30 protein-coding genes are annotated in these 24,825 nt (G+C 65.3%); 20 read left to right on the forward strand and 10 right to left on the reverse strand.

The window, feature by feature from the left end; all coding sequences use genetic code 11:
- Positions 1-660: 660 nt before the first annotated feature.
- Positions 661-1,119 (forward strand): hypothetical protein, encoded by a 459-nt coding sequence (locus BBK82_RS47305; RefSeq protein ID WP_071812547.1) that lies wholly within the window; start codon positions 661-663, stop codon positions 1,117-1,119.
- A 102-nt stretch (positions 1,120-1,221) separates the two neighbouring features.
- On the opposite strand, the gene BBK82_RS56665 is transcribed toward BBK82_RS47305, so the two are convergent.
- The 3 genes from BBK82_RS56665 to BBK82_RS49975 form a co-directional block, all read right to left on the reverse strand.
- Positions 1,222-1,614 (reverse strand): ATP dependent DNA ligase, encoded by a 393-nt coding sequence (locus tag BBK82_RS56665; RefSeq protein ID WP_071812548.1) that lies wholly within the window; start codon positions 1,612-1,614, stop codon positions 1,222-1,224.
- A 1,301-nt stretch (positions 1,615-2,915) separates the two neighbouring features.
- Positions 2,916-3,704, reverse strand: a complete 789-nt coding sequence (locus BBK82_RS08170) for a GAF and ANTAR domain-containing protein (protein WP_083267859.1) — start codon at positions 3,702-3,704, stop codon at positions 2,916-2,918.
- Positions 3,705-4,074: 370 nt separating this feature from the next.
- Positions 4,075-4,437 carry a hypothetical protein gene (locus BBK82_RS49975; protein ID WP_154697176.1) on the reverse strand — a complete coding sequence of 121 codons (363 nt, stop codon included), beginning with the start codon at positions 4,435-4,437 and terminating at the stop codon, positions 4,075-4,077.
- Positions 4,438-4,635: 198 nt separating this feature from the next.
- Here BBK82_RS49975 and BBK82_RS49980 point away from each other — a divergent pair, with 198 nt between their 5' ends.
- The 6 genes from BBK82_RS49980 to BBK82_RS47315 all read left to right on the forward strand — a co-directional run bounded on the left by BBK82_RS49980 (position 4,636) and on the right by BBK82_RS47315 (position 7,213).
- Positions 4,636-4,791 carry a hypothetical protein gene (locus BBK82_RS49980; RefSeq protein ID WP_154697177.1) on the forward strand — a complete coding sequence of 52 codons (156 nt, stop codon included), beginning with the start codon at positions 4,636-4,638 and terminating at the stop codon, positions 4,789-4,791.
- Between the two features lie 15 nt (positions 4,792-4,806).
- Positions 4,807-4,986: a hypothetical protein gene (locus BBK82_RS49985; protein ID WP_154697178.1), complete on the forward strand. Its 180-nt coding sequence runs from the start codon at positions 4,807-4,809 to the stop codon at positions 4,984-4,986.
- On the forward strand, positions 4,983-5,126 hold the full coding sequence (locus tag BBK82_RS49990) for a hypothetical protein (RefSeq protein ID WP_154697179.1): 144 nt from the start codon (positions 4,983-4,985) through the stop codon (positions 5,124-5,126). The genes BBK82_RS49985 and BBK82_RS49990 overlap by 4 nt, the downstream gene beginning before the upstream one ends.
- 245 nt (positions 5,127-5,371) lie before the next feature.
- Positions 5,372-5,506: a hypothetical protein gene (locus BBK82_RS55745; protein ID WP_257785440.1), complete on the forward strand. Its 135-nt coding sequence runs from the start codon at positions 5,372-5,374 to the stop codon at positions 5,504-5,506.
- 245 nt (positions 5,507-5,751) lie between these two features.
- Positions 5,752-6,495: an SDR family oxidoreductase gene (locus BBK82_RS08180; RefSeq protein WP_065914455.1), complete on the forward strand. Its 744-nt coding sequence runs from the start codon at positions 5,752-5,754 to the stop codon at positions 6,493-6,495.
- On the forward strand, positions 6,488-7,213 hold the full coding sequence (locus BBK82_RS47315; protein ID WP_071812549.1) for a recombinase family protein: 726 nt from the start codon (positions 6,488-6,490) through the stop codon (positions 7,211-7,213). Before BBK82_RS08180 ends, BBK82_RS47315 begins: the two co-directional genes overlap by 8 nt.
- 126 nt (positions 7,214-7,339) lie before the next feature.
- On the opposite strand, the gene BBK82_RS08190 is transcribed toward BBK82_RS47315, so the two are convergent.
- Positions 7,340-7,852 carry a hypothetical protein gene (locus BBK82_RS08190; protein WP_154697180.1) on the reverse strand — a complete coding sequence of 171 codons (513 nt, stop codon included), beginning with the start codon at positions 7,850-7,852 and terminating at the stop codon, positions 7,340-7,342.
- A 97-nt stretch (positions 7,853-7,949) separates the two neighbouring features.
- Between BBK82_RS08190 and BBK82_RS49995 the strand changes: the two genes are divergently transcribed.
- The 3 genes from BBK82_RS49995 to BBK82_RS08200 all read left to right on the forward strand — a co-directional run bounded on the left by BBK82_RS49995 (position 7,950) and on the right by BBK82_RS08200 (position 9,915).
- Positions 7,950-8,249 (forward strand): hypothetical protein, encoded by a 300-nt coding sequence (locus BBK82_RS49995; protein ID WP_154697181.1) that lies wholly within the window; start codon positions 7,950-7,952, stop codon positions 8,247-8,249.
- 145 nt (positions 8,250-8,394) lie between these two features.
- A complete protein-coding gene (locus tag BBK82_RS08195) occupies positions 8,395-9,120 on the forward strand; it encodes a helix-turn-helix domain-containing protein (RefSeq protein ID WP_065914458.1) in 726 nt (241 codons plus the stop codon).
- Between the two features lie 33 nt (positions 9,121-9,153).
- Positions 9,154-9,915, forward strand: coding sequence for a helix-turn-helix domain-containing protein (locus tag BBK82_RS08200; protein WP_154697182.1), 762 nt, complete (start codon positions 9,154-9,156; stop codon positions 9,913-9,915).
- Between the two features lie 171 nt (positions 9,916-10,086).
- Here BBK82_RS08200 and BBK82_RS08205 read toward each other — a convergent pair whose 3' ends face one another.
- The gene (locus BBK82_RS08205) at positions 10,087-10,944 is read right to left on the reverse strand and encodes a hypothetical protein (protein WP_065914460.1); all 858 of its coding nucleotides are present in this window, start codon (positions 10,942-10,944) and stop codon (positions 10,087-10,089) included.
- 243 nt (positions 10,945-11,187) lie between these two features.
- Here BBK82_RS08205 and BBK82_RS08215 point away from each other — a divergent pair, with 243 nt between their 5' ends.
- Positions 11,188-12,492: a TetR/AcrR family transcriptional regulator gene (locus BBK82_RS08215; RefSeq protein ID WP_083267861.1), complete on the forward strand. Its 1,305-nt coding sequence runs from the start codon at positions 11,188-11,190 to the stop codon at positions 12,490-12,492.
- A 571-nt stretch (positions 12,493-13,063) separates the two neighbouring features.
- Here the strand turns inward: BBK82_RS08215 and BBK82_RS08220 are convergent.
- Positions 13,064-13,948 carry an NmrA family NAD(P)-binding protein gene (locus BBK82_RS08220; protein ID WP_065914463.1) on the reverse strand — a complete coding sequence of 295 codons (885 nt, stop codon included), beginning with the start codon at positions 13,946-13,948 and terminating at the stop codon, positions 13,064-13,066.
- A 698-nt stretch (positions 13,949-14,646) separates the two neighbouring features.
- Between BBK82_RS08220 and BBK82_RS08225 the strand changes: the two genes are divergently transcribed.
- Complete coding sequence (locus BBK82_RS08225) at positions 14,647-15,084, forward strand: ATP-binding protein (RefSeq protein ID WP_065914464.1); 438 nt, start codon at positions 14,647-14,649, stop codon at positions 15,082-15,084.
- Here BBK82_RS08225 and BBK82_RS56670 read toward each other — a convergent pair.
- The gene (locus tag BBK82_RS56670) at positions 15,041-15,301 is read right to left on the reverse strand and encodes an STAS domain-containing protein (protein WP_218920598.1); all 261 of its coding nucleotides are present in this window, start codon (positions 15,299-15,301) and stop codon (positions 15,041-15,043) included. The two genes, BBK82_RS08225 and BBK82_RS56670, sit on opposite strands and share 44 nt — an antisense overlap.
- Between BBK82_RS56670 and BBK82_RS50000 the strand changes: the two genes are divergently transcribed.
- From BBK82_RS50000 to BBK82_RS55750, 6 genes are all read left to right on the forward strand, one after another.
- The gene (locus BBK82_RS50000) at positions 15,276-15,476 is read left to right on the forward strand and encodes a hypothetical protein (protein ID WP_154697183.1); all 201 of its coding nucleotides are present in this window, start codon (positions 15,276-15,278) and stop codon (positions 15,474-15,476) included. The genes BBK82_RS56670 and BBK82_RS50000 overlap by 26 nt on opposite strands.
- A 289-nt stretch (positions 15,477-15,765) precedes the next feature.
- Positions 15,766-16,410: an iron-containing redox enzyme family protein gene (locus BBK82_RS47330; protein ID WP_071812552.1), complete on the forward strand. Its 645-nt coding sequence runs from the start codon at positions 15,766-15,768 to the stop codon at positions 16,408-16,410.
- Between the two features lie 205 nt (positions 16,411-16,615).
- A complete protein-coding gene (locus BBK82_RS08235) occupies positions 16,616-16,966 on the forward strand; it encodes a hypothetical protein (protein ID WP_065914466.1) in 351 nt (116 codons plus the stop codon).
- Between the two features lie 223 nt (positions 16,967-17,189).
- A complete protein-coding gene (locus tag BBK82_RS48745; RefSeq protein ID WP_179953760.1) occupies positions 17,190-17,753 on the forward strand; it encodes an anti-sigma factor antagonist in 564 nt (187 codons plus the stop codon).
- Positions 17,754-18,778: 1,025 nt separating this feature from the next.
- Positions 18,779-19,438 (forward strand): GAF and ANTAR domain-containing protein, encoded by a 660-nt coding sequence (locus BBK82_RS08245; protein WP_218920599.1) that lies wholly within the window; start codon positions 18,779-18,781, stop codon positions 19,436-19,438.
- Between the two features lie 1,028 nt (positions 19,439-20,466).
- Positions 20,467-20,598: a hypothetical protein gene (locus BBK82_RS55750; protein ID WP_257785441.1), complete on the forward strand. Its 132-nt coding sequence runs from the start codon at positions 20,467-20,469 to the stop codon at positions 20,596-20,598.
- 6 nt (positions 20,599-20,604) lie between these two features.
- Here BBK82_RS55750 and BBK82_RS08255 read toward each other — a convergent pair whose 3' ends face one another.
- Positions 20,605-21,030, reverse strand: a complete 426-nt coding sequence (locus tag BBK82_RS08255; RefSeq protein ID WP_154697184.1) for an STAS domain-containing protein — start codon at positions 21,028-21,030, stop codon at positions 20,605-20,607.
- Between the two features lie 80 nt (positions 21,031-21,110).
- On the opposite strand from BBK82_RS08255, the gene BBK82_RS55755 reads away from it, so the two are divergent.
- Complete coding sequence (locus BBK82_RS55755) at positions 21,111-21,239, forward strand: hypothetical protein (protein WP_257785442.1); 129 nt, start codon at positions 21,111-21,113, stop codon at positions 21,237-21,239.
- Here the strand turns inward: BBK82_RS55755 and BBK82_RS08260 are convergent.
- Both BBK82_RS08260 and BBK82_RS50010 read right to left on the reverse strand, forming a co-directional pair.
- Positions 21,233-21,445 (reverse strand): STAS domain-containing protein, encoded by a 213-nt coding sequence (locus BBK82_RS08260; RefSeq protein ID WP_335618115.1) that lies wholly within the window; start codon positions 21,443-21,445, stop codon positions 21,233-21,235. The genes BBK82_RS55755 and BBK82_RS08260 overlap by 7 nt on opposite strands.
- Before the next feature lie 20 nt (positions 21,446-21,465).
- Entirely contained in the window at positions 21,466-21,693 is a 228-nt protein-coding gene (locus tag BBK82_RS50010; RefSeq protein ID WP_154697186.1) for a hypothetical protein, read from the reverse strand.
- Positions 21,694-21,969: 276 nt separating this feature from the next.
- On the opposite strand from BBK82_RS50010, the gene BBK82_RS08265 reads away from it, so the two are divergent.
- Positions 21,970-24,108, forward strand: a complete 2,139-nt coding sequence (locus BBK82_RS08265; protein WP_237048090.1) for an ATP-binding protein — start codon at positions 21,970-21,972, stop codon at positions 24,106-24,108.
- Positions 24,109-24,825 lie beyond the last annotated feature (717 nt).

Here is a 24,825-nt window from a genome sequence, read left to right on the forward strand (position 1 = left end):
TCGCGGAGTGCTCTGACTGACCAGCCGGATGCAGGCAGGAGTGCTGGGGCGCCCTGTTGCCGCGAAGGCTTGGAGCTGTTCCTCGGGCTCGAAACAGAGAATGCGAGAGCCGCGTGTGGGAGGTGCCCTGATCGCGCGGAGCATCTTGCTGAGACACGGAACGATCACATTGAGCGCGGGATGTAGGGAGAACTGGGCGCACGGATCGGCGCGCTCCCGCACAAGAGCCCTGACGTGGCGTCGCGGCAGGATCTGCTAGTGAGACTCAAAGAGACCCTGGAATCGCCGTGGAATCTCTCGTCGAGCGGGCTACTCACTGAGAAGTTTTTTTCACCCTTCCGCATCCCTGTCAATCATTCGCGATACGGGCGCGCGAATTTTCCAATGTATCGAATAGACTCGACATCAAGTGTCAATTTCGTCACGCGATCCGATCGCCTCGCTTAACATCTGACTGTCCACTGATGTCGCCATGTGACCGAAAACGCGCAAGTCTGCGCAATTTTTGCACTGTTTTGCGCACTGTCGCGGATTTGCATCCAAGTGCGCTCGATAGCGAAGCGGAGGCATGCTGACGCGGCGAAACTAATTGCCACTGCGCATACCTTACATTCCGCCAGGCAAAAAGACTATTTCGCAAACTTACTCAGGAGAAAACCCATGAGACTGCATCAAATCGCTGCCGTAGCAGGAGCAGTCCTGCTGACCACGCTTGTAGCACCGGCAGACGCCCATGCCGCCCGCATCGCCTGCGGAGGCGCCGTATCGACCCAGAGCATTGGCGTACGAGGCTGCATCTCCGCCGAAAGGCACGAGTTCACCGAAATCCCATACCGGGAGATCACCGCTCACGCCGTCATCACCAACGCTCGGACCCGCGCCTCCTATGTTGACTACGAGGCGTTCTTCCGGGTCCGCGAAGGTGGCAGCTGGATCAGGCTCGGCGGCGGCCGCACGATCGTCCGGGGCAAGTCCACGATCGGACCGATCGAGATCGGCGACACCGAGCGCATCTGCGCCCCTGTCAACGTCACAGCGGAGATCCGGGTGCATGTGAAGCCGGCAGGCGGGTCGTGGAGCAACTGGAGCGGAGCCATGACGAGGCAGTGTCAGACGTGAGTTAGGTAGGTGCTTCACAGTCGTAGCCACTCGATGGTCGCAGCGATCACCACCGTGGCTACGACTGTGAGCACGCTAGCCCCCTGCACAGCCAGGCCAGGCTCAGCACACGCGACTCGACACCGTCGTGCGCTGAGCGCGTCGCCGCCGTGGCCCTCGCCCGACAACGGGACCTGTTGTCCGCGCCTGGGGGTCCGCCGAGCCTTTCCGGTGACTCGAGTCAGGGGGCTGAGCAGGAAGTCCGACGCTGGACGGGTCACGATCGAGGCGCAGCCCGCACCAGGACGAATGCCTCAGGTGACCGTCCGTCGTCCACTGTCGGAACTCGACCTCGCCCACTAGAACCGGCTCGACCCAGCGTGCGTCGCGCGCGTGCTCTCGATACATGTCTAGGTCGTACGGGCTGGTGGAACGTCCCTGCGGGTCGAGCCTGCGCTGCAGGTCCACGAGCGCCTCCCGTCCGAAGCCGGTCCTGACGTGGCCGACGTAGACCAACCGGCCTTCGTCATCATGGGCACCGAGAAGTTCGCCACTTCCGCGACCATGATGCTCAAACGCGGCTACGCCTGACTCTCTCGGGCAGCTTCTCGGCACGCTCGTGACGATCATGCGATCCCCGCAACGGAGTGAGATGACCACGATCGACACGACCCCCTTGGTGGAACGCGGAGCTGATCGCCGTGTTGTCGTCCCGCGTACGCGGGGGCGGTCCCAGCTCCGGCACTTCCTTGCCGAGGTAGAAACCGTCGTCCCTGCGCACGCGGGGTGATCCCCAGTTCGGTCAGCTCGTGTTCGACACGATGAAGTTGTCCCCGCGCACGCAGGGGTGGTCCGTACTCGGCTTCCATCTCCCAGTCGAGGCCGATGTTGTCCCCGCGCACGCGGGGGTGGTCCCGCCAAGGAGATGACTGACGTCTTCGCCCGCGGGTCGTCCCCGTGCACGCGGGGGGTGGTCCCGGGGTCTGGTAGTCGACCAGCCAGCACGTGCAGTCCCGCGGTAGCTCGGCTTGAGAGGAACCGTCCGGCTTGGGGACGGGTCGAGCGACCCGTCCCCAAGCCGCTACTCGGGCGCAAATAGGCCGAACGATGACTCCACCACCAGGCTGCCAGAATAAAACCGCTGGTCAGCCCTGTTCCCATCCTTTGGTACTCCCGCCCGAAGTCCGGCCCTGTGCACAACGATCTCGCGCAGGTTGGTGCCCTGCCCGAAGTCCGGCCCTGTGCACAACGATCTCGCGCAGGTTGGTGCCCTGCCCGAAGTCCGGCCCTGTGCACAACGATCTCGCGCAGGTTGGTGCCCTGCCCGAAGTCCGGCCCTGTGCACAACGATCTCGCGCAGGTTGGTGCCCTGCCCGAAGTCCGGCCCTGTGCACAACGATCTCGCGCAGGTTGGTGCCCTGCCCGAAGTCCGGCCCTGTGCACAACGATCTCGCGCAGGTTGGTGCCCTGCCCGAAGTCCGGCCCTGTGCACAACGATCTCGCGCAGGTTGGTGCCCTGCCCGAAGTCCGGCCCTGTGCACAACGATCTCGCGCAGGTTGGTGCCCTGCCCGAAGTCCGGCCCTGTGCACAACGATCTCGCGCAGGTTGGTGCCCTGCCCGAAGTCCGGCCAGGGCGGCGGCACTTGCCAAATCAAGGGTAGAGAGCGGGAATGCCGCCGCCACTGGCCTTCAACTAGAACCTCGACGCCGGACAAGTAAGCCTCAACGCAGGCCTGGCAAGCGACCGCATCGCGATTAGGCGTCCAGACCACCATCACTGGACTTGCGGTAGAGACATGCAGTTGACGGCGTGCGCTCAGGAACTGGTCACCGAGTCAAGGAGGTTCTTGGCGATATCACGGAGTTTGATGTTCTCGTGTTGTGAGCGTTGCACGAGCATTGCGAAGGCTTCGTCGGCGGTGCAGGAGTGCACGGCCATCAGGATGCCTTTTGCCTGATCGATGACGGCCCGTGAGACGAGTGCCTGTTCCAGGCTGCTGATGTGGTCTCGTGAACGCTGCTGGCGTTGGGCGCAGGCGATCGTGGCCGACGCTGTGGTGGTAAACAGCCGCATAAGCCCTTCGTCGAAGGGGTCGAAGGCCGCGGCGGTGTAGCTGTAAATGTTGAGCGAGCCGAGGTGCTGCTCCTGCGTCGACTTCGAGGAGGGCAGCAGCACTGGCACGGACAGGTAGGCACGGATCGCGTGCTCCGCGGCGGCTGCCTCGAACTCCGGCCACTCGTCGAGGTGCTCACCAACGACTGCCCGCACCGCGCGCTGGGTGCGCGCGGATTCGAAGCACGGGCCCCGGTTGGCGCTGTACTGCTTCTCGTCGACCTCGATCAGCCGGGGGTTCGTGGCGGCCGCGGTGCGCGGCTGCGCCAGATCCATCAGCGACACCGTCACCGCGTCTGCGTCCGGGATCGCCCCGCTCGTGGTATCAGCCAGCCGCTGCAATGCGGTGTCGAGCGGCTCCTCGTCGGTGAAGGAGTCCCGGAGCACCGTTAGCGCCTCGGCGGTCTCGTCGAGTCTGCTCAAAGCGTCGGGACGGTCGCCCGCGGCCAGCCCGGCCGGAGACGTCTCGGACGCGTGCGTGTCATCGGCCATGCCGCGGCACCTCGTGGTTCAGAGGAACTGTCCACGGCGCCGCTGCTTGACGTCGTCAAGGCATGGTACTCAGTGATCAAGACATGACCGCGACCGTCCAGCTTGCGCGGGCGAACCGGGACCGGCGCGGGGAGCTGCAGAGTTTCAACTCTCCCGCGCCGGAACCGGCCGGCCCGCCCGAAAGCGGCCTACCGTGTTCACGCATACGTGTACGGCGTCCCTTCAGTACCCAGGCGACGATGATCCAATCCTGCGCGGTTGAGTCCGACGCAGCGCTGCGCTCGATCCCGGTGGCTGTGCTGGCCGCCTAAGCCCTCGACCACCGAGGACTCCCGCCGTGCGGCAGGTCGGCGCGTCTTCACCGGCGTGATCAAGCTTCCCCAGGAGTCGTCTGCTGGCGCCGGCCTTCCCCGTCGTGCCGATCGCGACGATCAGGGTGGCGGTAGGGGGTGCTCTTCGGGCCCAAGGCGGGGCCGGGACCAGTCGGTGCGGTGGTGCTGGTTGGCGTCGGCGACGTTCCCGGTGGACCGCCCGCCACCATCGGGGTCGACGAGGTTGCCGCTTTCAGCGGCGGGAAGCCGGTGCCAGCCGAGCAGCCGTTGACGCACGGGTGGTTCATCTCCATCAGCACGAGCGCGCCGTCCGCGCCGGGCACCGGCTGCTGCCAGGTGACTGTGCCTGTGTCGATGCACAGGTCACAGCGGGGTTCGGGCTGCTGCACATCGATGAGCATCCCTGATGCTTGTCCGTATGTCCGAATTTGATCACCTGGACGGGCGAACGGAACGCTCGATCGCACTACGCCTGTTCGTGAGGAAAGGTCCGGCGCGCCTGGGGGTGCGCGCCGGACCTCGTCCAGAACATCGCACGACCGACCGCGCTGTTACCCCGGTGCCCGGCGGCGGACTGCCGGGCGTCCCGATCAGGTGACGTGCTCGATCCGGTCATGGCTGGAATGACTGATCGTGTTCTCGGTGGTTTGGCGGAGCTCTATGGCATGGACGGCGAGGGCAGCACGCTTGAGGATCTGGTCCGCGAGCATGTGGGACCGGCTGTCGACGGCTACGACGTCGAGGCGATCAATTAGGACTATCGGGAGGCGGTGAACACGCGACTGAGAGACACCGGGATGAGCCTCGATGAGCACAGCGGCGGCGGCGCAGACGGTTTCATCGGCGACAACTTGCGCGAGCTTCTCTACGACGCGATGTTCACCGCGCAGCTCCCGTTGATCATCATGCGCTATCGCAGCTATCGCGCTAACCAAAGCTCCCGCTCGTGACGCCCGTCGACATCGGCGTGATCGCCTATACGGCGTGTCTGGCTCTCGCCGAGGTCGGCTACAGCTTCGCCTGGCACGAGTTGCAGGATCTGCTCAACCGTTACGGCTGGCCGTCGGAACTGCCGGGAGAGCCGCCGTAACCGCCGTGGCCACCCGAGTCGAACGCCTCCGCACCCGGAAGTGGATTTTCCAGCTAGCTCAGGATGAGGTCGTTGGGGGTTCGGCGGTGAGTCCGAATCCGAGTTCGCCGAGCCGTCAGCACAGGAGCCGAACCTTGTGACGGCTAGGGGGATTTGACTGGTGGCGGGTAGTCATTTGGCCTGCGTCGAATGCTCAAAGCTGCGGCTCATCGTCGGCTGGTCGCGCCGTCCGCACGACGCGTTGCGTGACCCCGCACATCTCAGGTCGGGCACTGACGCCGCTCGAGCGCTACGCCGCGACGGTCGCCGTAGTCGGTTACCTGCAGTTGACGCTGACCGGCGGGGACTACCTGGAGCTGTTGCCGGCTGTCATGACCTAACTCGACACCGCTACAAAGCCCCGTGCCGCGGCAGATCAAGACACCACGGCCTTCACGAGCCGGTCAGCCTGCTTCCCAGATGCTGCTCTCCACCAACTTCGAGCAGATCGGACAGGTGTCCTGCCGAGCCAGCCGGACTGGGTGTGCCACGCCCGCAGTGCGAGTTCGTCGCGGCCCGCCCGGGACGTCGGACATACGACTGTCGGGCAAAGCAGGGAAGTATGCTGCCACATGAGACGCAACGCATGATCGATGAGGTCGTTTTCATCACCGGAGCCAGTTCCGGTATCGGCGCGGGTATCGCCGCGCGCTTTCACGCGCGCGGGGCGCGCGTCGTCATCTCTGGTCGGGACCGCCTACGGTTGGAGGCGGTAGCGACTGCTCATCCCGGGATGTCAGCGATCGTCATGAACGTCGCCGACCCGGAGTCTGTCACCCAGGGGATGACGGAGCTGGCTGCGCAAGTCCCTCATCTCACGACTCTGATCAACAACGCGGGAATCCAGCGCACGCTCGACTTCTCCACCTCCGAACCGCCCAGACCGGCCGACGTCGAACCCGAGATCGCCACCAACTTCAGCGGACTTGTCAACGTCACCGCGGCTGCGCTCCCCCTGCTCCGTCTTGCCCCGCGCTCGCGTGTGGTCCACGTCGGCTCGGGCCTCGGGTTTGTGCCATTCGCGAAAGTTCCCGTCTACTCCGCGACGAAAGCCGCGGTCCACTCCTTCACCTTGAGCTTGCGACGGCAACTGGCAGGCTCGACTGTCACGGTGGTCGAGATAATCCCTCCGGTCGTCGACACACCACTACACCGAAACCTGCCATCGACGCCCCCCAGAGCCATGCCGTTGGACGCGTTCCTCGACCGGGTAATGCGAGGCTTGGACGCCGGTAAAGACGAGATTGCCATTGGACTGGGACGCGCATCGCAACTCGGGGCGCGACTAGCCCCGAAGCGTCTTTTTTCGCTCATCAACAGCGGTGAATGACGTTTTCGCAACACCAATCGCAGTTCTGCCACTTCTATGCTGGTCGCGCCGCCCGCTACAGCCACCACGACAGCTTCACCGTGTTACGCCACAGCCTCCGCTTCGTCATCCCGCTGAACAGCCTGCGGCGGCCAACGAGCCGATCCGCATCGGCTACGCCCGCTGCTCCACCGCCCAGCAGGATCTCGACATCCAGATCGAGGCGCTGACCCAAAGCCCAGTACCGCAAGGTGTTCTCCGAGAAGATCAGCAGCCGGATCAGGGCCGGCCCGAGTCCGAGGAGGCCCTCGCCCTGCCCTATGAGTTACGCCAGGCCGCACCGCACCAGCCTGTGATCCTCACCGTGCACGAGCCTAAACGCCACGCCCGCAACGGCGCCGAGCTCATGGCTCTCGCAGCCAGCCTCGACGCCGCCGCCGTGCAGCTCGAACTGCTCGCCGGCCCCCTGGCCGGGATCTACGACCCTCATGGCGTCGGCTCGATGCCGTTCGCCGTGCTCACCAACGCCGCCCAACTCGACCGCAACTACATCCGCGAGAAGACCTCGAAGGGCCAGCACGCCGTCGCGGCCAAGGGCAACCACGGCGAACGTCCCAAAGTCACCGATAACGACTTGCTCATCGTCGCCCGCGCCCTACGCGACAAGAGCGTCCCGATACCCGAGATCGTCACGAAGCTCACCATCAAGACCGGCAAGAACGCCGGCGAGCACCCCTAGGTCGCCTCGCTCTACCGCGCCCGGTCGACAACACCGCCTGAGCACATCACCCGCGCCTGACTGGCAGCCGACCCGGTGACGGAGCGGCGCTTCGACTACTTCCGACCGCAAGCAGCTGACGGACCTTTATCGACAGCGCGGCGCTTCGATGTTGCAGAAACCTGGGTCGCGTGCACGGTCATTCGCTCGGACGTAAATGCCGACGTACCGGAAGTTCTGGTAGTGATCCCAGGTGTAGAAGAGAGCGCCGGAGCGCGAGTTCCACACCAGTCGTAGCGTGGGGTGACGTGCCGCGCCACGTGTCTGCAGCGCCGGAATGACGTCGTATTCGAAGAACTCGGTAGCTCCGGGACCGGCCTGGAAACCGTTTCGTGCCATCCAGTTTCGCAGCTGGAAGTCGTTGTCGTAGTACCGCGCGCCGCCATAGCGCCAAGCCCGGTCGTAGCGGCCGGTTGTCGTGTTGTAGCGGGTTGTCTCCACCCACACGGCGCTGACGGGGAAGTTGTTGCGCATCCATGAGTTCGCCGCTGTGCGGCCGTCGCCGTCCATCTGCTGGGCGCTGCCGCTGGTGCCGTTCACCTGAGCGTTCGCGGTGACGGGCACGACGGCGGCGCCGAGACAGGCGCTCAGCGCGAGCACGGTAACCACCATCGAACGGCCGAGTTTACCGAAACCGCGGTGTCGCTCAAGTCCAGAATGTCGCACTTCGGACATCTTCCGTTCACTTACCTGAGACATGAAATCTCCAGAGGTCGAAAATATCTCGCGATATCTGTCCGCGTTGATCATCACGGTCGTATCACTTGTTTTCGGCGGCATCGTTCGCGATGACGAAACAAATGTAGGTACACCAGTGCTGGTGAATCAAGTCGGATCTGTGGCAACTTTCCGTCTGACGCAACGCGACAAGCCATGGGTAACGCTTCTTGACCGCCTTCTCCGTACGCGGGGCGACCGGGACGATGCCCGCCTCGATCGGGTGGTCGCACTGGGATCGGCGCTTGGCGGACGCGGTCTTGGGCGGCTGACTTTCTAGAATGTCCGGCGAGGCGAGCGCAGTGCGATGAGCAGCGAGAGGGAGACCTGTGGAGCGGCCCAGCCAGCACCGCGGAGACGTGTCGAGTGATGTGCCCGGCGCGATCCCTCCGCCTCAGGGCTGCTCTCCCGCAAGCGGCGGTGCCATGCTCTGGAGCGAGGGTGCGGAGCTGGTCGCGCGGCTGGCTGCCCTGTTCGAACTGCGCGGAACGGACAATCCCGGGTTGCGGGAATTCCGCGGCTGTACCGCGGTAGCCACTGGCCTCACGGACGCGTTGCGCGGCGCCACCCGTCTCGTTCGCGCCGTGCGCTGCTCTTCTCTGGACGAGATCGGCTGGGTGCGGACCGGATTGACGCCGATGTCACCGATTCCGGCAGCCGGCGGCGTGAAGTTTCAGGTCGTGCTCGACACGGCGGTGGCCTGCGCAACCGGGGAAACCGCGAGACTGCTCGACCGTGCGGCCTCCGGTTGGCAGGTGCGTCTGCTGCACGGCGTACCGGTGGAGATGGTGCTGATCGACGACAACGCCGCCCTGTTGGCCAGGAAGGGGGACGCGGCGGCGGAACATGTGTGGTTCGTTCGGTCCTCGCCGCTCCTGGAGATCATGATCGACGTGTTCCACACGCTGTGGTCATTGGCGGCCCCTGTCACCGGCCACATCGTCATGGGGCTCGACGATGACGGGATAACCGAGCAAGACCGCGCGCTTCTCGTGATGCTCGCCGCGGGCGCGACGGATGTCTTGATCGCGGAGAAGCTCGATCTGGGGCTGCGCACCGTGCAGAGGCGACTGCAGGTCCTGAGCGGACGGCTCGGCGCGCGAACTCGCTTCCAGGCAGGTCTCAACGCGGCCAAGCGCGGTTGGTTGTGACCGTGATCAATGACGCGAAGCACGAGGTGAGTCTTGGGTGCGGGTGATGACGTCGACGCAGGCTTCGTCCCGGCTGGCCGCATCGACGAGGTTCGAAGGCTGACCACAAGGCTGCACCAGTTGTTCTCGGGCGAAGCACGCGAGAACGTGCGTCTCCTGACTGATCGTGAAGAGATCCATTTTCACCACAGACGGGTGTACAGCTCCGCTCGCTCCGAGATAAGGGTGTGCAGCAGACCGCCTTACTCGATGGCCATCGAGCCCGACGAGCCCATCGACGCCGCTCGTGGCGCCTGGCTCTCCAGGCTCAACTACCGAGTGATCACCGATACCTCGGCACTGGGGTTGCCGGGAGCATTGAAACTGGTCCTGCGTGACTCTGCGGAGAACAGGTGCGAGAACCGGCTGCTCGCTCGAGTGCCGTTCAAACTGCTTGTCAGTGATGACCGCGGTGCGATGCTGGGACTGGGAGAGGGTGCGCCCGCCGCGCACTCGATTCTCATCGAGGACTCGATGATGATCCATTCTTTGATCAACTGCTTCGAGACCCTCTGGCACATGGCGACACCGGTGGTCGACCGACGCGACGCCGACGACCTCGGCCTGGTCGTCGACGAGGAGGGCAGACACCTGCTCGGTCTGCTCGCTGCGGGGTTCACCGACGCATCGATCAGCCGACGTCTCGGCATGAGCGAGCGGACCGTGCAGCGTCGCATTCAATGGCTCATGAAGCACCTGGGTGCGGACACCCGGTTCCAAGCCGGTGTCAACGCCGCTAAACGGGGTTGGTTCTGAGCGTCGTACAAGCCGTTCGGCGAAGTGCTCAGCGGGCTGGACGGTGCGGACGCGAATCACCGCCAACGCCTGCCCGGCCGGCCGACGGTGAGCAACGCGTTGCCCGAATCCCGCCGACTCCGATCGGAAGGGCCTGCCGCACTCCGTGCGGCAGGCCCTTCCGTTGTGGACTTACCGCACAGGCTTGGCACAAGCGACCATGTGCCACCACCACGGGCCGTACGTGGTGCAGTTGTACCCGTTGCGCTCGTACCACCACTTGGTGGCCTGGCCCACCAGCACGTTGATGATCAGTCTGGCTCCCCACACGACGAACCACGCCGGGTCCGCCACGACCGGGTAGGCCGTCGTCTGGTGGTGCTCGACGATCTGACGCAGCGTGCTGCCTTCCAGCACGAATCGCGTCGGCACCGAGTTGCCGTTGGCGTCACGCGCCCACGGCGTGGCCACGGTGGCCACGGGGCTGCCGGTGGCGTCGAAGACCACCGCCCCGCCGTCCTCGCCCAACGCGATCTGACCACCGGCCGGGACCGTGACGGGGAAGTCGAAGCCAGTGGGAGCGGCGGGCCCGTCGATGGTCACCAGCGCCTGCACGCCCTCGGTGGTCGGCTTCACCACGACATCGGTCTGCGGGGCGGCGTCCGCGTAGACGGTGGTGCCGTCCACTACGACCGCCTGCGCAGCGTCCGCGGCACCGGGGACACCGACATCCACGCTCTGCCCGTTGGGCGCCGTGAGCGTCACGTCCTGCGTGGGGTCGGCCGGCACCTGCACCACGGATCCGTTGTCCGTGCGGGCAGTGGTGTCCCCGGTCGGCGACACCACCACGGCGTCGGCTTGGGTGGTGCCGCTCTCCGTCACTGCGAGCTCGGCTGCGGCCGTGGCCTCGTCCAGCACCATCTGGTCCTCGACGGCGGAGACCACTGCCGGCTCGCCGAGGTCACTGCTGGTCTGGGCCGTGGCGGAAGGCGCCACGGCTAGGGAGGCCACCACCGTCACCCCCAGCACGACGATCGAAAGTCGCTTCATTTCTGCTCCCCTGTTCTGATCTGACCCGACCTGACGATGAGAAACGACTTCATTCCGGGTCTGGACGGCAAGTTTGCGATGGCATTCGGTGAGACATCAACGGGGCACCGCCACACCGTCGACTAACCCAAGTGGGTGAACACTCACCTACCACTTCAGAAAGCACTAACACTGGACACGGGTACCGCGATGTAGGTGACACCCCGTCAATCGCGACGGCCTCACTACCGAAGGCACCACCAAATGAATGATCCAGGTTCCGCACGCGAAAAACTACTGGTCGCCGGAATCGACCATGTGTTCCGCAATGGTTTCAAGGTCTTGGCGCGCGGTCTCAACATCACGGAAATAACCGAACGTGCGGGAGTGAGCGAGAAGACCTTCTACGTGGTCTTCGGTGACAAGGGTCGTTACATCGATGAGCTGGTGGTCGCGCTGAACCGAGCGCCACAACGGGTGGCGCACGACTTGCAGGAAGTCCTGCAAAAGTCGTTCGTCGAAACCAACGGCGATCCGCGTCAAACAATCCGCGCGGTCTGTGCATGGGATTTCGAGCAGGTGCGCCAGGATCCGGCCACGATCCTGCAACTTGCCACTCTGGTCCTCGCACGCGATCACCGCGGCGCCATGAAGATGCTTCGCCAGGCGTACGCCGCCTACGACGAGGCAGGCATACAGGCCTACCAAGCCATTCTTGCCCGGTGGGGAGCCACTCTCCGCGCACCGTTCACCGCCGAACTGATGGCCGTCACGCTGACAGCACTCGTGGAAGGGTTGGCGATACGGCACCTGGCCGACCCCGAAGCGGTCCCCAACCACCTGTTCGGCAACGCCGTCATCGCCCTCATCGGCTCCGTCGTCGACACCGGGCAGAACCACGAGCACATCGACGACGTCATCACCCCACTGGCGGACGAAATCATGCTCACCTACGAGGTCGCCCGCATCGACAGCCTTCCAGAGGATCCGCGCAGCGCGATCATCGCCGCGGCTCGCGCAGAGTTCGCTGCTCGCGGCTACTTCGCGACCACGCTGGCGCACATCTCGATCCGGGCGGGCGTGCCGCTCTCCGTGTTGAAGCAGCTGTTTCCCAGCAAGGCACTGATAGTCGTGAAGGCACTGCGGCCCCAGTTCGACGAACTGAGATCAAAGATCGATGACGACCTCGCCCTCCTGGTTGCACCTGCCGTCATCGTGAAGCGGCATCTGGGGCGCCTGGCATCGTTTGCAGTATGCAACCAGGACTTCGTCGAAGCGTTCCTCATGCTGGTCGCACACGAGACAGCGACATCACCTGAGATCGCGGTCGAGGTCAGACGAGAGCTCGATCTACCCAGCGTCATGACACCGGCAATAAAGTTAGGACAGGAGCACGGCGTCTTTGTCAGTACCATCGAGGCCTACGAGCTATCCGCCGCGCTGACCAACAGTCTCCTACTCCGCTGCTTCACCCGCCGTGATGATGACGCCGCCACACACGCCGAGTTCATCCATGCAACCTGCCTTCACGGACTACTTTCTCGGACAAACCATGCGACACCTATGTAGGGCGGGTACAAGGGCCTGCCGGATCGCGTGCCGGCCGGGCGTTCTCCACTTACCTGGTCAACCCCACCAGCAGGTTCTCCTCACCGCTGCTCGAGACTGGCGCAGCTTCCGGTGCCGTTCGGCCCTTAACTACCCTCCTCACCGAGTGCACTAGTGTCCTGCTGCCGAGTTCGCTGCCGCCGCGCCCGCCGACGCCGGACAGGCACGGCAGAGCTGCGGGTGTTGCTCCTGCGGTTGGACGGCGCACGCGTCGTATGTCCGGTTCACCCCCGCACGGGCACGTAGATCACCGGGTGCTCGATGGCCGATAGGAGAGCGAAGCAACAGCGCGGCAGTGGCCGAGGTCAGGTCGATCGCCCAGCGCACATCAGATGCGTGTCGTGGCACGGCCGATGTACTCGGTGATCGCGGCCCGTGCACGGTCTGCCAGCGCTGGAAGTCGCCGGGCGGGCATCGCCATTTGGCACCGTTGTCGACGATGTAGCGGGTGGCATCCACGATCGCCCGCCGGTCGTTCGCTGCGAGGGGATCCGCTGCGAGGCGCGTGCCGGGGAGTCGTTTCGGCTCGGACTCAGGTCCAGACGCGTTTCGTGAATCGCCAGGACTGATCGGCCAGGAAGTTGTCCAAGGTCCGCGGTGGACGACCAAGAAGCCGCGCTACGTCATCGGTTGTTGGCTGATTAAGTCCCAGCCGGGTCAAGGTGTACACAGCGGACATGAACCCGATGCTGTCCCAGCCGACGCCGCGGCGGCGCAGGCGCCCTGCGAACCGGGGCAGGCTCGGGTTGCTGTAACGCACCGGCGACCCAAGATGCGCACTCAGAGCGTCGGCGACCTCGTGCATGGTCAACGCGGCCGAGCCGGTCAGCTGGTGCACGGTGTTGCGATGCTGGTCCAGGTGAAGCAGCGCATCGGCCGCTACCTCAGCAGCGTCGCGGGCGTCGATGAAGGTGGTCCGTCCACGCCCAGCCGGGATGAACAGCTCGCCTCGCTCGACGATGTCCTCACCGTGCGTTGACACCGAGCGGAACAGGTTCTGCATGAAGAAGCTGCACCGCAGCACCGTCCATGACATCGACGACGCGAACAGGGCTTGCTCGACCTTGTAGTGAGGAATGAACCGGGCCTTGTCCGCGCCGAACACCGAGACGTACACGACGTGCCGGCATCCGGCTCTCTGCGCGGCACGCAGAAACGGCAACACCGCGGTACGCGCGGCTTTGTTACCGGGCAAGGGGAAGAGGAGGAAGAGCTCTCGCACGCCGTCGAGCACGGCGGGCCATGTGGAGGAGTCGAAGAAGTCGAACGACACTACCTGCCCACCGCTGGCCGTGACGCGCTCGGCCAGCGACCCCGGCCGCCGGGACGCCACCCGCCAGGAACCTGTGGACCGCGAACACAACAGGTCGACCAGTTCGGAGCCGACGTTGCCTGACGGACCCGTCACAACAAGCATCCGATTCTCCACTCCACAGCAAGGGTTCGACTGTGTCATCGTGCATGGCCTGACTTGAGATAGCGACCGAGGTCAGCGGAGTGTTCATGTCAACGCGCGCTGTGGTCCGGGCAAGATCGGCGAGTTATACCCGGCGGCTGTGCGGCGGCCGAGGATCACCGGGCGCCTCCCACATCAAGGTCCGCGGTCTCTAGTTGGCGGGCGACGCCAGGTCCATCAACCTCGACGAGGCGAGGAGGCAGGCCGGCCTGAAGAAACCCGGTGTTCACTATCTGCATCGGCGGCTACAAGGACGACAGGTCCGGCAAGGTCTCGCACCACCTGGAGATCAGCGGTGCGGAAGGCGGGAACCGCACCGGACGGCGGGGCCTTCGAGTTCTCGGCAGGCGGCGAAGCCGCGGACGCGGTGACGACGCCGACCAAGGACCGGCCCGTCGAGCAGTGACTCTCCCGCGACGGAGACGACGACGGAGGCTGTCGGCGGCACCACCTCCGGCGGGCTTGCCAGCGCTGGGGACGGTGTGATCGCGTTGGTCATCGGCGGCGTCGTCGTGATGTCGGCAGGCGTTTGACCGTGTGGTTGGCGCGATGCAAGTGCGCCAGCGGCTGACCGACAGCCTGCTGCCGAGCGGTTGGCCGACAGTGCCAGCGGGCATCCGCCAAGCATCTGACCACGAGCGGAAAGGCAGGTGAGATCGATGAACAGTGATGCCTTTCCCGACCAGGTGCACGTGTTGGAACTGGACGTCGAGGTCGCTGATCTGGGCGGAGTGCGCAGATGGGCTGAGTCGACTTTGGTCGGCCTGCACCCGGACGATCTCGTCGACGTACTGCTGGTCATCACCGAACTCGTCTCGAACGTCTACGATCACGCACGGTTTCCGGCACGACTCCAGTTGAGGAAGTCGGACATGCCTTGTGTCGTTACCGTCTCGGTCGAGGACGTTTCACCAACAGCACCGGTGCTACGACCGCCCTCGACCGACTCGCCGCGGGGGCGAGGCCTGGTGATCGTGAACCAGATCGCCAAGCAGTGGGGCGCGGCTCAACGTGTGATCGGTAAGTCCGTCTGGGCGCTGATCCCCTGCTCGCTCACGTCGTCAAAACGGACGCAGACGTCCCATGGGGCTGTCTAGCGACGTCCCTGCGGCGGCACCAAGTCCTCGGTACCGCATAGCGGCCAGAGCACTGGGCAGTCGGAAACAACGAGAAGATCTTGTCCGTACGTGTGAGTTGCAACGGCCGCACCACCGCGTTGTGCGCAGCGACGACAGCGAACGGGACGCCGTTGTGCCACGCCTGCTGCTGCACCGCCAACAGCAGGTTGATGCCAGAAGAGCCGAAGAAGTCCACCGCTTCCAAGTCGATGACCCCTACCGGCGGCGGCGTCGTCGTCGAACACGGCGTCGGCCTCGGCGAGCAGAGTCTCGTCGGTGGTCATGTCTATCTCGCCAGCCATCGCGACGATCGCGATCTCGTCTTGGATCACAACGTGAGCGGACACCTACTCCACGGCACCCTCGGCTGAGTGGTTCACCATCACGCTCCTCTCGACCCACCGCGAGAAGCGCTGATGCGCGCCCAACCGGAAACCCTCTGGACCTGCCTCGCTCAGATGATCGATGTTTCACAAACCTCGCTCCGCGGTACGCCCGTTTGCGTGCGGTACAACTGCGGTGAGGGGTCGTGTCTTGGTTTGTCGTACGGGACCGCGCAACGGTGTGCCGCACCACATACGGTGAAGGGATCCTGGGACCACATGCGCGAGTTCTTCGCGCACCGTTCGGTGTACACCATCAGGAAGCGAATCCGCACACGTGGGTGATCCCCCGCCTGCGGGCAAGGCAAAGGCGGCACTGGTCGCGGTCGAATTCGACGAGTACGGCGGCGGGGCGCGCCGACCGGATGCACTCCAAGCTGTCTCGAACCTGCTCGACGGAGCCGGGATGCGGTCGGAGTGCCTGCACTACCTCGACGACGTACCAGCGCCGGCCATCGCGATCGTCAACATGATGTCGTTGTTCGGCCTGCACCAGTCACTGCGGGGCGCGCTGGTCGGTCACTTCGCCGCCGCCGAGATCACCACGGGCCCGAGCGCGTACCGGACAACCCAGGCGCTGGCCAGGTTGGACGCCGACCCGCGGTGCGTCGAGTTCTACACCGAGCACATCGAGGTCGACGCCGTGCACGAGCAGATCATGCGCCGTGACGTCATCGGCTCCCCTACTGGAGCAGGGACCGTCGATCAAGCCCGACGTGGTGTTCGGAGTGCAAGCGACCGAACTGCTCGAAGAACGGCTCTCCGCTCACCTCTTGTCGTGATGGGAGGCGGGCGCGTCTTCCTTGCGGAACCGCTTGCGGTGGCTGGTGTCGCAGAACGGGTATGCGCTTGCTGCGCCAGCACGCGCATACCGCGACTACGAACCAGTTCATGGCGAGTCCCTCGGCGAGGCCTGCCATGAACCTGCGGCGCTACCCCCGTGGCCGCGGGCGTGAGCAGCCAATCCGGTTACCTTGCGGTGCAATCTCCGGCTGTACGTCGGTGAGAATGCATCTCGGATCTGCGTAATGATCGTGGTGTCGTTCGGCGCTGCGGTTCAGGATCTGTTGAGGTGGAATGCCGTGTCACCCCCGGCGGTCGGTGTGGCGGCTCGCTAGGGTGCGGGGATGATGACCCCGCTGGAGGATGAGCGAACCGCGGCGTGGGTTCTGCAGACCGCTGTGCACGCCGTGCTGGCGGCCGTGTTCAATGACGAGCCGTGCGAACTTCACACCGAGTGCGGCTGTGTGGCTCAGGCTGAACTCGCCTCGTGGGACCGTGCCGCGATCTTGACCACCGCGGTAGAGCCGTGGTTGCGCGGCCTGCATCCAGAGTTGCTCGCCGAGCTGCGGGATGGAGTGGTGTGCGCGCGCATCGGAGCCGCTGACGAGGCGGTGGATCACCTGTTTCGGGTGTGGGAGCCGCTGGTGGTGATGGCAGAGGCTGAGCTGGATCTGCCGACCCGACGATCGCGGTAAGCGTATCGCCAGCTCAGCCCACAGGTGTGGGGCCGTGTCTGTGCGGTCGGCCCGTGTCGGGACGCTGACAGAGGATCTGAACGGCACGTGCCGGTGCCCCGTTACGCGTGCGTCACGTCTCACCTGATGGGGCGGGTGCTGCGCGGCGGGTGGCGCGGACGCGCCATGGTGAGGTGAGATCGTCGGTGTGATGTCGCACGACCCGGTGGCCCCTGACCGTGAGTTGCGGGACCTGCGCAGAATCGCGGCCACTCGGCCGGTCATCGAGCAGGCCAAGGGAATGATCATGTTGATGCGCTCCTGCGGTGCTGACGATGCGTTCGCCGTGCTGCGGGAGATCTCCCAGCACACCAACATCAAGCTGCACGACGTCGCCGCGGTCGTCGTCGCTGTCGGCAGCGGCTGCACGCCGTGCGAGCAGGACGACGTGACGCGGTCGGTTCTGGCCGAGTTGCTCGACGGTGTCGCCGTGCTGCACGTAGGTGGCGAGATCGACATAACCACGGCCGATCCACTCCGCGCGGAACTCAGTACACGACTGGCTGCCGGTGATGATCTCGTCGTCGGCTGCACCGAGGTGACCTTCATGGACTCCACCGGCCTGTCGGCTCTTGTAACCGCCCAGAACCACGCAAGCCGCCGTGGCACACGGCTCATCGTGGTCGGCAACCATCACGCCGTGCTGCGGCCGCTGCAGATCACGCACCTCGACGCCGTCCTCACCATTGCCGCAACGTCCGCCGACGCTCTTGCGCATCTCGAACGGCGCGACGACAAGGCACCGTGAACAGCTTTCACAACGCGCCTGTAGTCGCGATGCCTGTGAACGCATCGATCTTCGTGAACACCACCTGAGGATCTTGCACGGGCGTCGTAGCGTTCTGTGCCGTCATGACGCTGATCTCTGAGGTCCACATGGTGAACGCTCACGCAGATCGAAGTTTTCGCCGTACACAGTCGAATCACTTGCGACAACATCTAACCTTCAGGACGGCGTACCGAGGCGACCACAGTCTTCCCGCAGCCGGAAGCGGCGGGTGCCCCAGGGGTGGAACACGTTGTCGGCCATCACGACACCAAATCGTCGGGTGTCGCTCAGTCCGGACCGGCCACGCACCGGCTGTCGTGCCATGTTGTCGACTTCGACGGTGATCTCACTGCCCGCGCGGCGCTGCGCACAACACGGATCCGTCCAGCACCTGACGTGTGGTCGACGAAATTGCTCACCAATTCGGTGGGCACGGGCACTACACCGTAGCGGAATTCTTCGCCGAGATCCTCGGTTGTGCTGATTATGTGAGCGCACAGTTCGGACAAACCGGTGGCCGATGTGCAGGTCCAGTACCGCGGAGCGCGGATCCCCTCGACGATCGCGACCGGCTGACTACACCAGGACGGAACAAGCCAAACCACTTATGACGAGGCAGTTCGCCGGCCGCCTGGCCATGGAACGCGGTGGAGCCGTGCAAATGGTGTTCGATGACGAGATGTCCCGGCCTAGCGTGCGGCGCTCCCCAGCATGAGAGCGTCGGACTCCGCGATATCACCCGGACGCTGCCCCGATCTGTGGCGCGCTCGGGGTGAACTACGGCGTCCGTGCGCGCACAGCAGTCTCCATGTGTTGGTCCTGTGCGGCACGCGAAGCGTGGGCCCAGACCTCGCCACGTCCAGGAGCGACTGCGAGCCAGTCGACGTGCGGCGAAGGAGTTCTGGTGCGAGTGAAAGACGGCCCGCCGGTCCAGCCGACCACTGCAGATGGATGACCGCGTAGATCTCCCCCAAGCGATCTGCAGGATTTACGCGGCGGCCGTCGTGGCGTTGCACGAGCAAGCGAGCAATCCGGACGCGTTGCCAAGATTTGTCCGCACGTGCATGGATCCTTTGCAGATGGACGGCGCCTTCGTCTCGCTGATCGACGGTCCTCGGTTCCAGACGTCGTTGTACGCCAGCGACGTCGCCGCACACATCGAGAGCGTGCAGTTCAGTCTCGGTGAAGGACCTTGCTTCGAGGCGTTCGCCACGTGCAGCCCCGTGCTGGCTCCTGACTTGGCACACGCCTCGGCGCCGGGGTGGTCTGCGTTCGCCGCGGCGATGGCCGGACGGCCGATCGGCGCGATCTTCGCGTTTCCGTTGCGGGCGGACGCGATCGGCATCGGCGTGATCGGCTTTTACTGCCGACGAGCACGACCGTTCTCGGACGACGAGCTCGCGATCGCGCTGGAGGTCGCCGACTTGATGACTGTTGTGCTGCTCGGCCCGCAGCTGGGCAGCGGAGACAGCTCGCGCGGCGTGCTCGCGCCGGATCACGCGCAGCTGCACAAGGCAACCGGAATGCTCGTCGCGACCGTCGGCGTGTCCGCGGCCGAGGCGGTGGCCCGGCTGCGCGGACACGCCTTCGTCGTCAGCAGATCGGTCGACGAGGTCGCCCAGGCGATCGTGACCGGCATGATCTCGCCGTGGGAACTCGACTGATCTCGAAGATCGGCTACGGTCACCGGCAGGTATCGGACGACCGTGGAGCCGCATCGATGGAAGGACGTCGTCGTGAGTTCGCTCGTCGAAAGGCGACGAAGTGCGCCAGCCGCCACAGAAAGCACTCGGACAGCTGCGGCGCCTGGTAGCGGCGCCGCAGTAGCCTCGGTGTCGCGGCCGGTTTCGGGCGCATGACCGAGGCTGCAGCTCCGCCTTCACGCGGTGCCGCCCCTTCGATGTCAGGAGTTGCTCTCCGCCTATGAACGATCTTGCCGACACCACCACAAACCTTGCGGACGACATCCACACGTTGCGTGAATTCGACTACCGCAGCGGCAGGAAGGCTCGCGTCGTCGGCGGAGGAAGCGCTATGCCGCGGGAACGGTCGTCCGCGTGCTCTGCAAGCTCGACACGGGTGTGGGACCGTCCTCACCCCTCGGCAGCCTTACACGCGCGCAGGCACCGCGGCCACACCGGTGCGCTGGATTTAGCTGAACGGATCGACGCGGGCACAGCCTCGCCACCACCATCGTGAGCTATCAGTTCCAGGGTGGTTGCAGGTACCTGGCAATCCTCACGGGAGAGCAACGCGCCATGCTGAGGCTGCGCGTCGTTCAGGGTCTGTCCACAGATCAGACTGCGCTTGTCTTGAACTCGACACCGGAGGGTGGTGCGCCTGATTCAACATGAGGCGCTCGAGGCCTTGCGCGCCGCCATCTCCCGGAAGCAGCCTCCTGCTTCCTAACCGCTCCAGCGGCCCCATCGACCGGCACGTGCCATCGGAACCGGCGTCGAGGCGGACATGGGCCGCGCCTCCAGCGTGACGCGGTGCGTGCTCGAACGGCTCGACGCTGCGCTGCCGGAAACCGACGACGAAGACAGGCCGCAATGTTCGGCAAGGTCACGCTGGCCGCCGTGGTCGGCAACGAGGACGGCGCCCACAAGATCGTCGCGGACCTGTTCCAGGCCCTCAACGACAGCGGCTTCACGATCCCGCGCAGGGCTGCACCTACTGAAACGGCCAGGCCATGCAGACCCTTGACTACAACAACCTCGACAAAACGCCGGACGCCGTGAAGTCGATCAACGCCACCGCCGCCCGCAACGCCGCACACCTCGCCAGGCTGCACCGCGTCGAGCAGTACCCTGCCGAGTCCTGAGGTGGATCACTCTGATGGTGTCGCTGACGCCGCTGGACGGGTCAGCTGCTTCCTCTGGGCTGGCGGCGAACCGGTCGCGCGCACAGCAGCAAGGGCGTCGGACAAGCTCGGGTACGGGGCGATGATGCGGTCCACACACGTCAGCTGCAGCGGCCTCACCACAGCGTTCTGCGCAGCAACAACCGCGAACGGCACTCCTCTGCTCTGAGCCTGGTGCCTGACGGCGACCAGGAAGTTGATCCCAGAGGAGCCGAAGAAGGTCACCGCTTGGAGATCGATCACCAGGCCGGCAGGTGGTCGGGTCAGGACGTCCACGGCTTCGGCGAGCAGAATCTCATCCGCCACCGTGTCGATCTCGCCTTTCACCGTGACGATCGCAATCTCGTCTTGGAACAGCGTCGGAGCGAACACGCTGCCGGTTGAGTTGTGCATCGACACGCTCCCTCGACCAACCGCGGAAAGCGCATACTCGAGCCGCTACCCAACCGGAAAACCTCGACCAAGAGCGGCAGATGGTGCGGGCACTGGCCGACACCGCCACGATCGGCATCCTTCAGGAACATGCCCTGCGGCGCGGTGAGGTGCTCACTGCATCAACGGTGCTCCGGCTGGTGTCCCTCGCGCCGTCGCAGGATCACTGAACAGATTGCCGGCCCGATTCCCAATCCTTCCGAATCGCCTTCACAGCCTCGTCCACCGACTGGCTCAACGGCAGCACCTGACTCAGGGCACTGGCCATCATGGGACGCAGCGCCGCAGTCTGCGCAGCCACGATGGCAAATCCCACGCCCTCGCGCTGTGACCGTCCCAACAGCTCCAGCAGCATCGACAACGCCGACGAGCCCATGAAATCCACAGCCAACTCCACTACCAAGCCATCCGGACGACCGCCAAGTGATCGAAGAGAGTCGTTCCCACCGCATCGACGCTGATCATGTCGAGTTCGCCGCTGACCATAGCGACGAGCACGCCGTCATGGTCGCTGGTCTGCACGCTGGCCGTTGACGCCGCCTCGCTCGAAGACACTGAACACCCCTCGCTGAGATCCGAACCCGTTCTTCGACCAATATTACGAACACTGCCGGCGCGCAGCATGACGACTGCCGAACACTCTGCGGCCGGAACAGCCCTTCGTCCTGGTCAGGCCGACTGCCGCGCTGGACGGAAGCCAGCGTCGGAGTGATTCGGTTTCGCAGACGCCCCAGGGGAAGTTGTGCAGCGCTCTCAAACCGCCCGACCGATCACTCATTCGCCCATACCGTGACTTATTCGGCGACATCGGGAACGGCCACCGGTGCCGCGCCGTTGGAGTCGAGGACTTTCACCGTGCCCGGCAGGAGAGTGATGACGTCTCAAGATCGATCTGGCGAGGTGCACAACGAGGTCACCGCGACCGAGCTGTCGGGAGTGGTGATCCAAGCTCACACGGTCGCCGTCGGCGATGTCCACCACCATCATCCTCCTGCTGTGCCGGAACGTCCTGTGCCCCGGCAGTTGCCCGCCGCCCCAGCCGCCTTCGTCGGCCGCGTCGACGAACTCGCCGAGCTGGCGTCGGCTCTCGAGCAGGAGGAGGGAAAGGTGGTGATCTCAGCACTGGCGGGGACAGGAGGAATCGGCAAGACCTGGCTGGCTCTGCACTGGGCACACACCCACGTCGACCGGTTCCCGGACGGGCAGTTGTTCGTGGACCTGCACGGGTTCTCCCCTGCCGGAGTGCCGGTAAGCGCCGAAATGGCGGTGCGCTGGTTCCTCGACGCGCTGGGCGTGGAGCCCAACCGGATCCCACCGGAACTCGACGCCCAGGCCGCGTTGTACCGGAGCCTGGTGGCCGGGAGGCGGATGCTGGTGATGCTGGACAACGCCGCCACCGCCGAGCAGGTCGTGCCGCTGCTGCCGGGCAGCCCCACCTGCACCGTGCTGATCACCGGCCGCACCAGGCTCGCCTCGCTGATCGACCGCCACGGCTGCCGTCATCTGACTCTCGGCGTGCTCACCCGTCACGAAGCGCTCGCCCTGCTGGTCGAGCGCCTGGGCGCCCGCCGCGTCGCCGCTGAAGCCGACTCCGTCGACGAACTTGTCGCGCTGTGCGGGAACTATCCGCTGGCTCTGGCGATCATCGCCCGCACAGCCGCCACCCGCCCCGGGGTACCACTGGCCGAACTGACCGGCGAACTGCGCAACCTCGGCCTGGAGACGCTTGACCACGACACCGATCCGGCGGCAAGCCTGCCCACTGTGCTGTCCTGGTCGCTGCGCACCCTCACCGCCGACCAGCGCACCATGTTCAGCCTGCTGGGCATCGCCCCTGGCCCCGACACGACCCTGGCCGCCGCGGTCGCCCTCACCGGTCTCCCACGCAACCGCGCACGTAAGGCGCTGTCCGCGTTGGAGGAGGCATCGCTGCTCGAACGGCGCCCGCGCGGCCGCTACACGATGCACGACCTCGTCCGCGGCTACGCCAACGTCACCGCCGAGGAACTCCCCACCGCCGAGCGAGAGGCCGCCCTGACCAGAGCCATGGAGTTCTACCTGCACACCGCCCTCGCCGCCGACCGCCTGCTGGCTCCGCACCGCCCGCTTCCACCAATCGGCTCGCCCTGCGTCCCGCCGCTGCCGCTGCCTGACGTCGAGGCTGCCGCAGCATGGCTACAGGACGAGCACGCCACCCTCCTGGCCACCCAGCGTGCCGCCGTCGCCCACCGCCGGCACGACATCGTCTGGCACCTCGCTGACGCCCTGAACGCCTTCCACACCCGGCGAGGCCATCTGCGCGACGCACTCGCCACCTGGCAAGCCGCCGCCGACGCCACAGACCACCTGGCCGATCCCCTCACCCGCATCCGCACCTACCGAGCCCTCGGCCACGCTTGTGCCCGGTCAGGTCTGCACAAGCAGGCCACCGAGAACCTGAACAACGCCCTCAAACTGGCCGAACACCACCACGAGCCCGCCGAGCAGGCCCACACCCACGAGGCACTGGCCTCCGCATGGGAGCAACGCGGGGACGATCAACGCGCTCTGGAACACGCCCGGCGTTGTCTCGACCTGTACCGAACCCTCGGCCGCCCGAGATGGGAAGCGGACGCGCTCAACCTGGTCGGCTGGCACGCCGCACGCTCGGGCGAGCTGGAGACCGCCCGCCAACACTGCGAGGCAGCCCTCGCCCTGCACCGGCACCACAACGACACCTACGGCGAAGCCGCTACCCTGGACAGCCTGGCACTCGTCGCCCATCGCGCGGGCGACCACCGCCAGGCCGTCGACCACTACCATCACGCCATCGCTCTGCTTCGCAGTCTCGGCGACGCATACGAGGTCGCGGGCATCCTCGATCGAGCAGGTTCTTCTCTGTTCGCTCTGGGAAGCAAGGAAAAGGCCCGCGCTGACTGGTCGGAGGCGCTGCGGCTGTATCAGGAACAAGGCCGCGACACCGAAGCCGACCGCGTCCAACGACAACTCGACGACCTCGACAACAACCAGGCGCGCCCAAAAGCGGAGAACGCTGAATAGCCCGAGGTAAGTCGTTAGCCAACGGCACACGACACAAGGCCTGTCACGACGAGGGACGGGTTCCCGTCAGCGGAAAACCCGTCCCTCGCGCGCGATCACGGGATGTCGACTCGAAGTCGCAGGCGGCGGTGGCGAAGTCCCGGAACGCCATGCGCGGCCCAACGGCGCGGGTGACCGTGGCCGTTGGCGTGCACGCCGCCGGGGGTCCACGCCCTGGTTGCGGTCCCTGGGCCGCAGGTCTGGCGGCCAGCACTGTGCGTCCAATGCCCCCAACGTGGGACGGTCGGAGCCCGCCCCCAAGCGGGCGCTACTCGGGCGTGGATAGCCCGAAACTTGACTCCACCACCAGGCTGCCGACATGAAACCGCTGGTCAGCCCCGTTCCCATCCTTTGGTACTCCCGCCGGGGGCACCACGATGATCAAGCATTTCCGCAGGTCAGCCCCGTTCCCCTAATGGGGCTGACATCGTGAGGAAACGCAAACCTGCATGTCAGCCCCGTTCCCCTTGGTCTCCTACCGGGGCTCCACTCACTGAAACAAGAGTGTCTACCGGGGCTACTGATCAACAGAGCGCTACAGCCGCGAGGTCAGCCATCAACAACGCGAGCACGCGCTTCATGCACCGCAATGCGCGTGAGATTGTGAACGTCCCGTAGTCCTCTGACAGCTGTCGCAAGATCGACGGACGCGTCGCGATGACCGCTCAAACCGCACTT

This window comes from Lentzea guizhouensis (assembly GCF_001701025.1).
GTDB lineage: Bacteria > Actinomycetota > Actinomycetes > Mycobacteriales > Pseudonocardiaceae > Lentzea > Lentzea guizhouensis.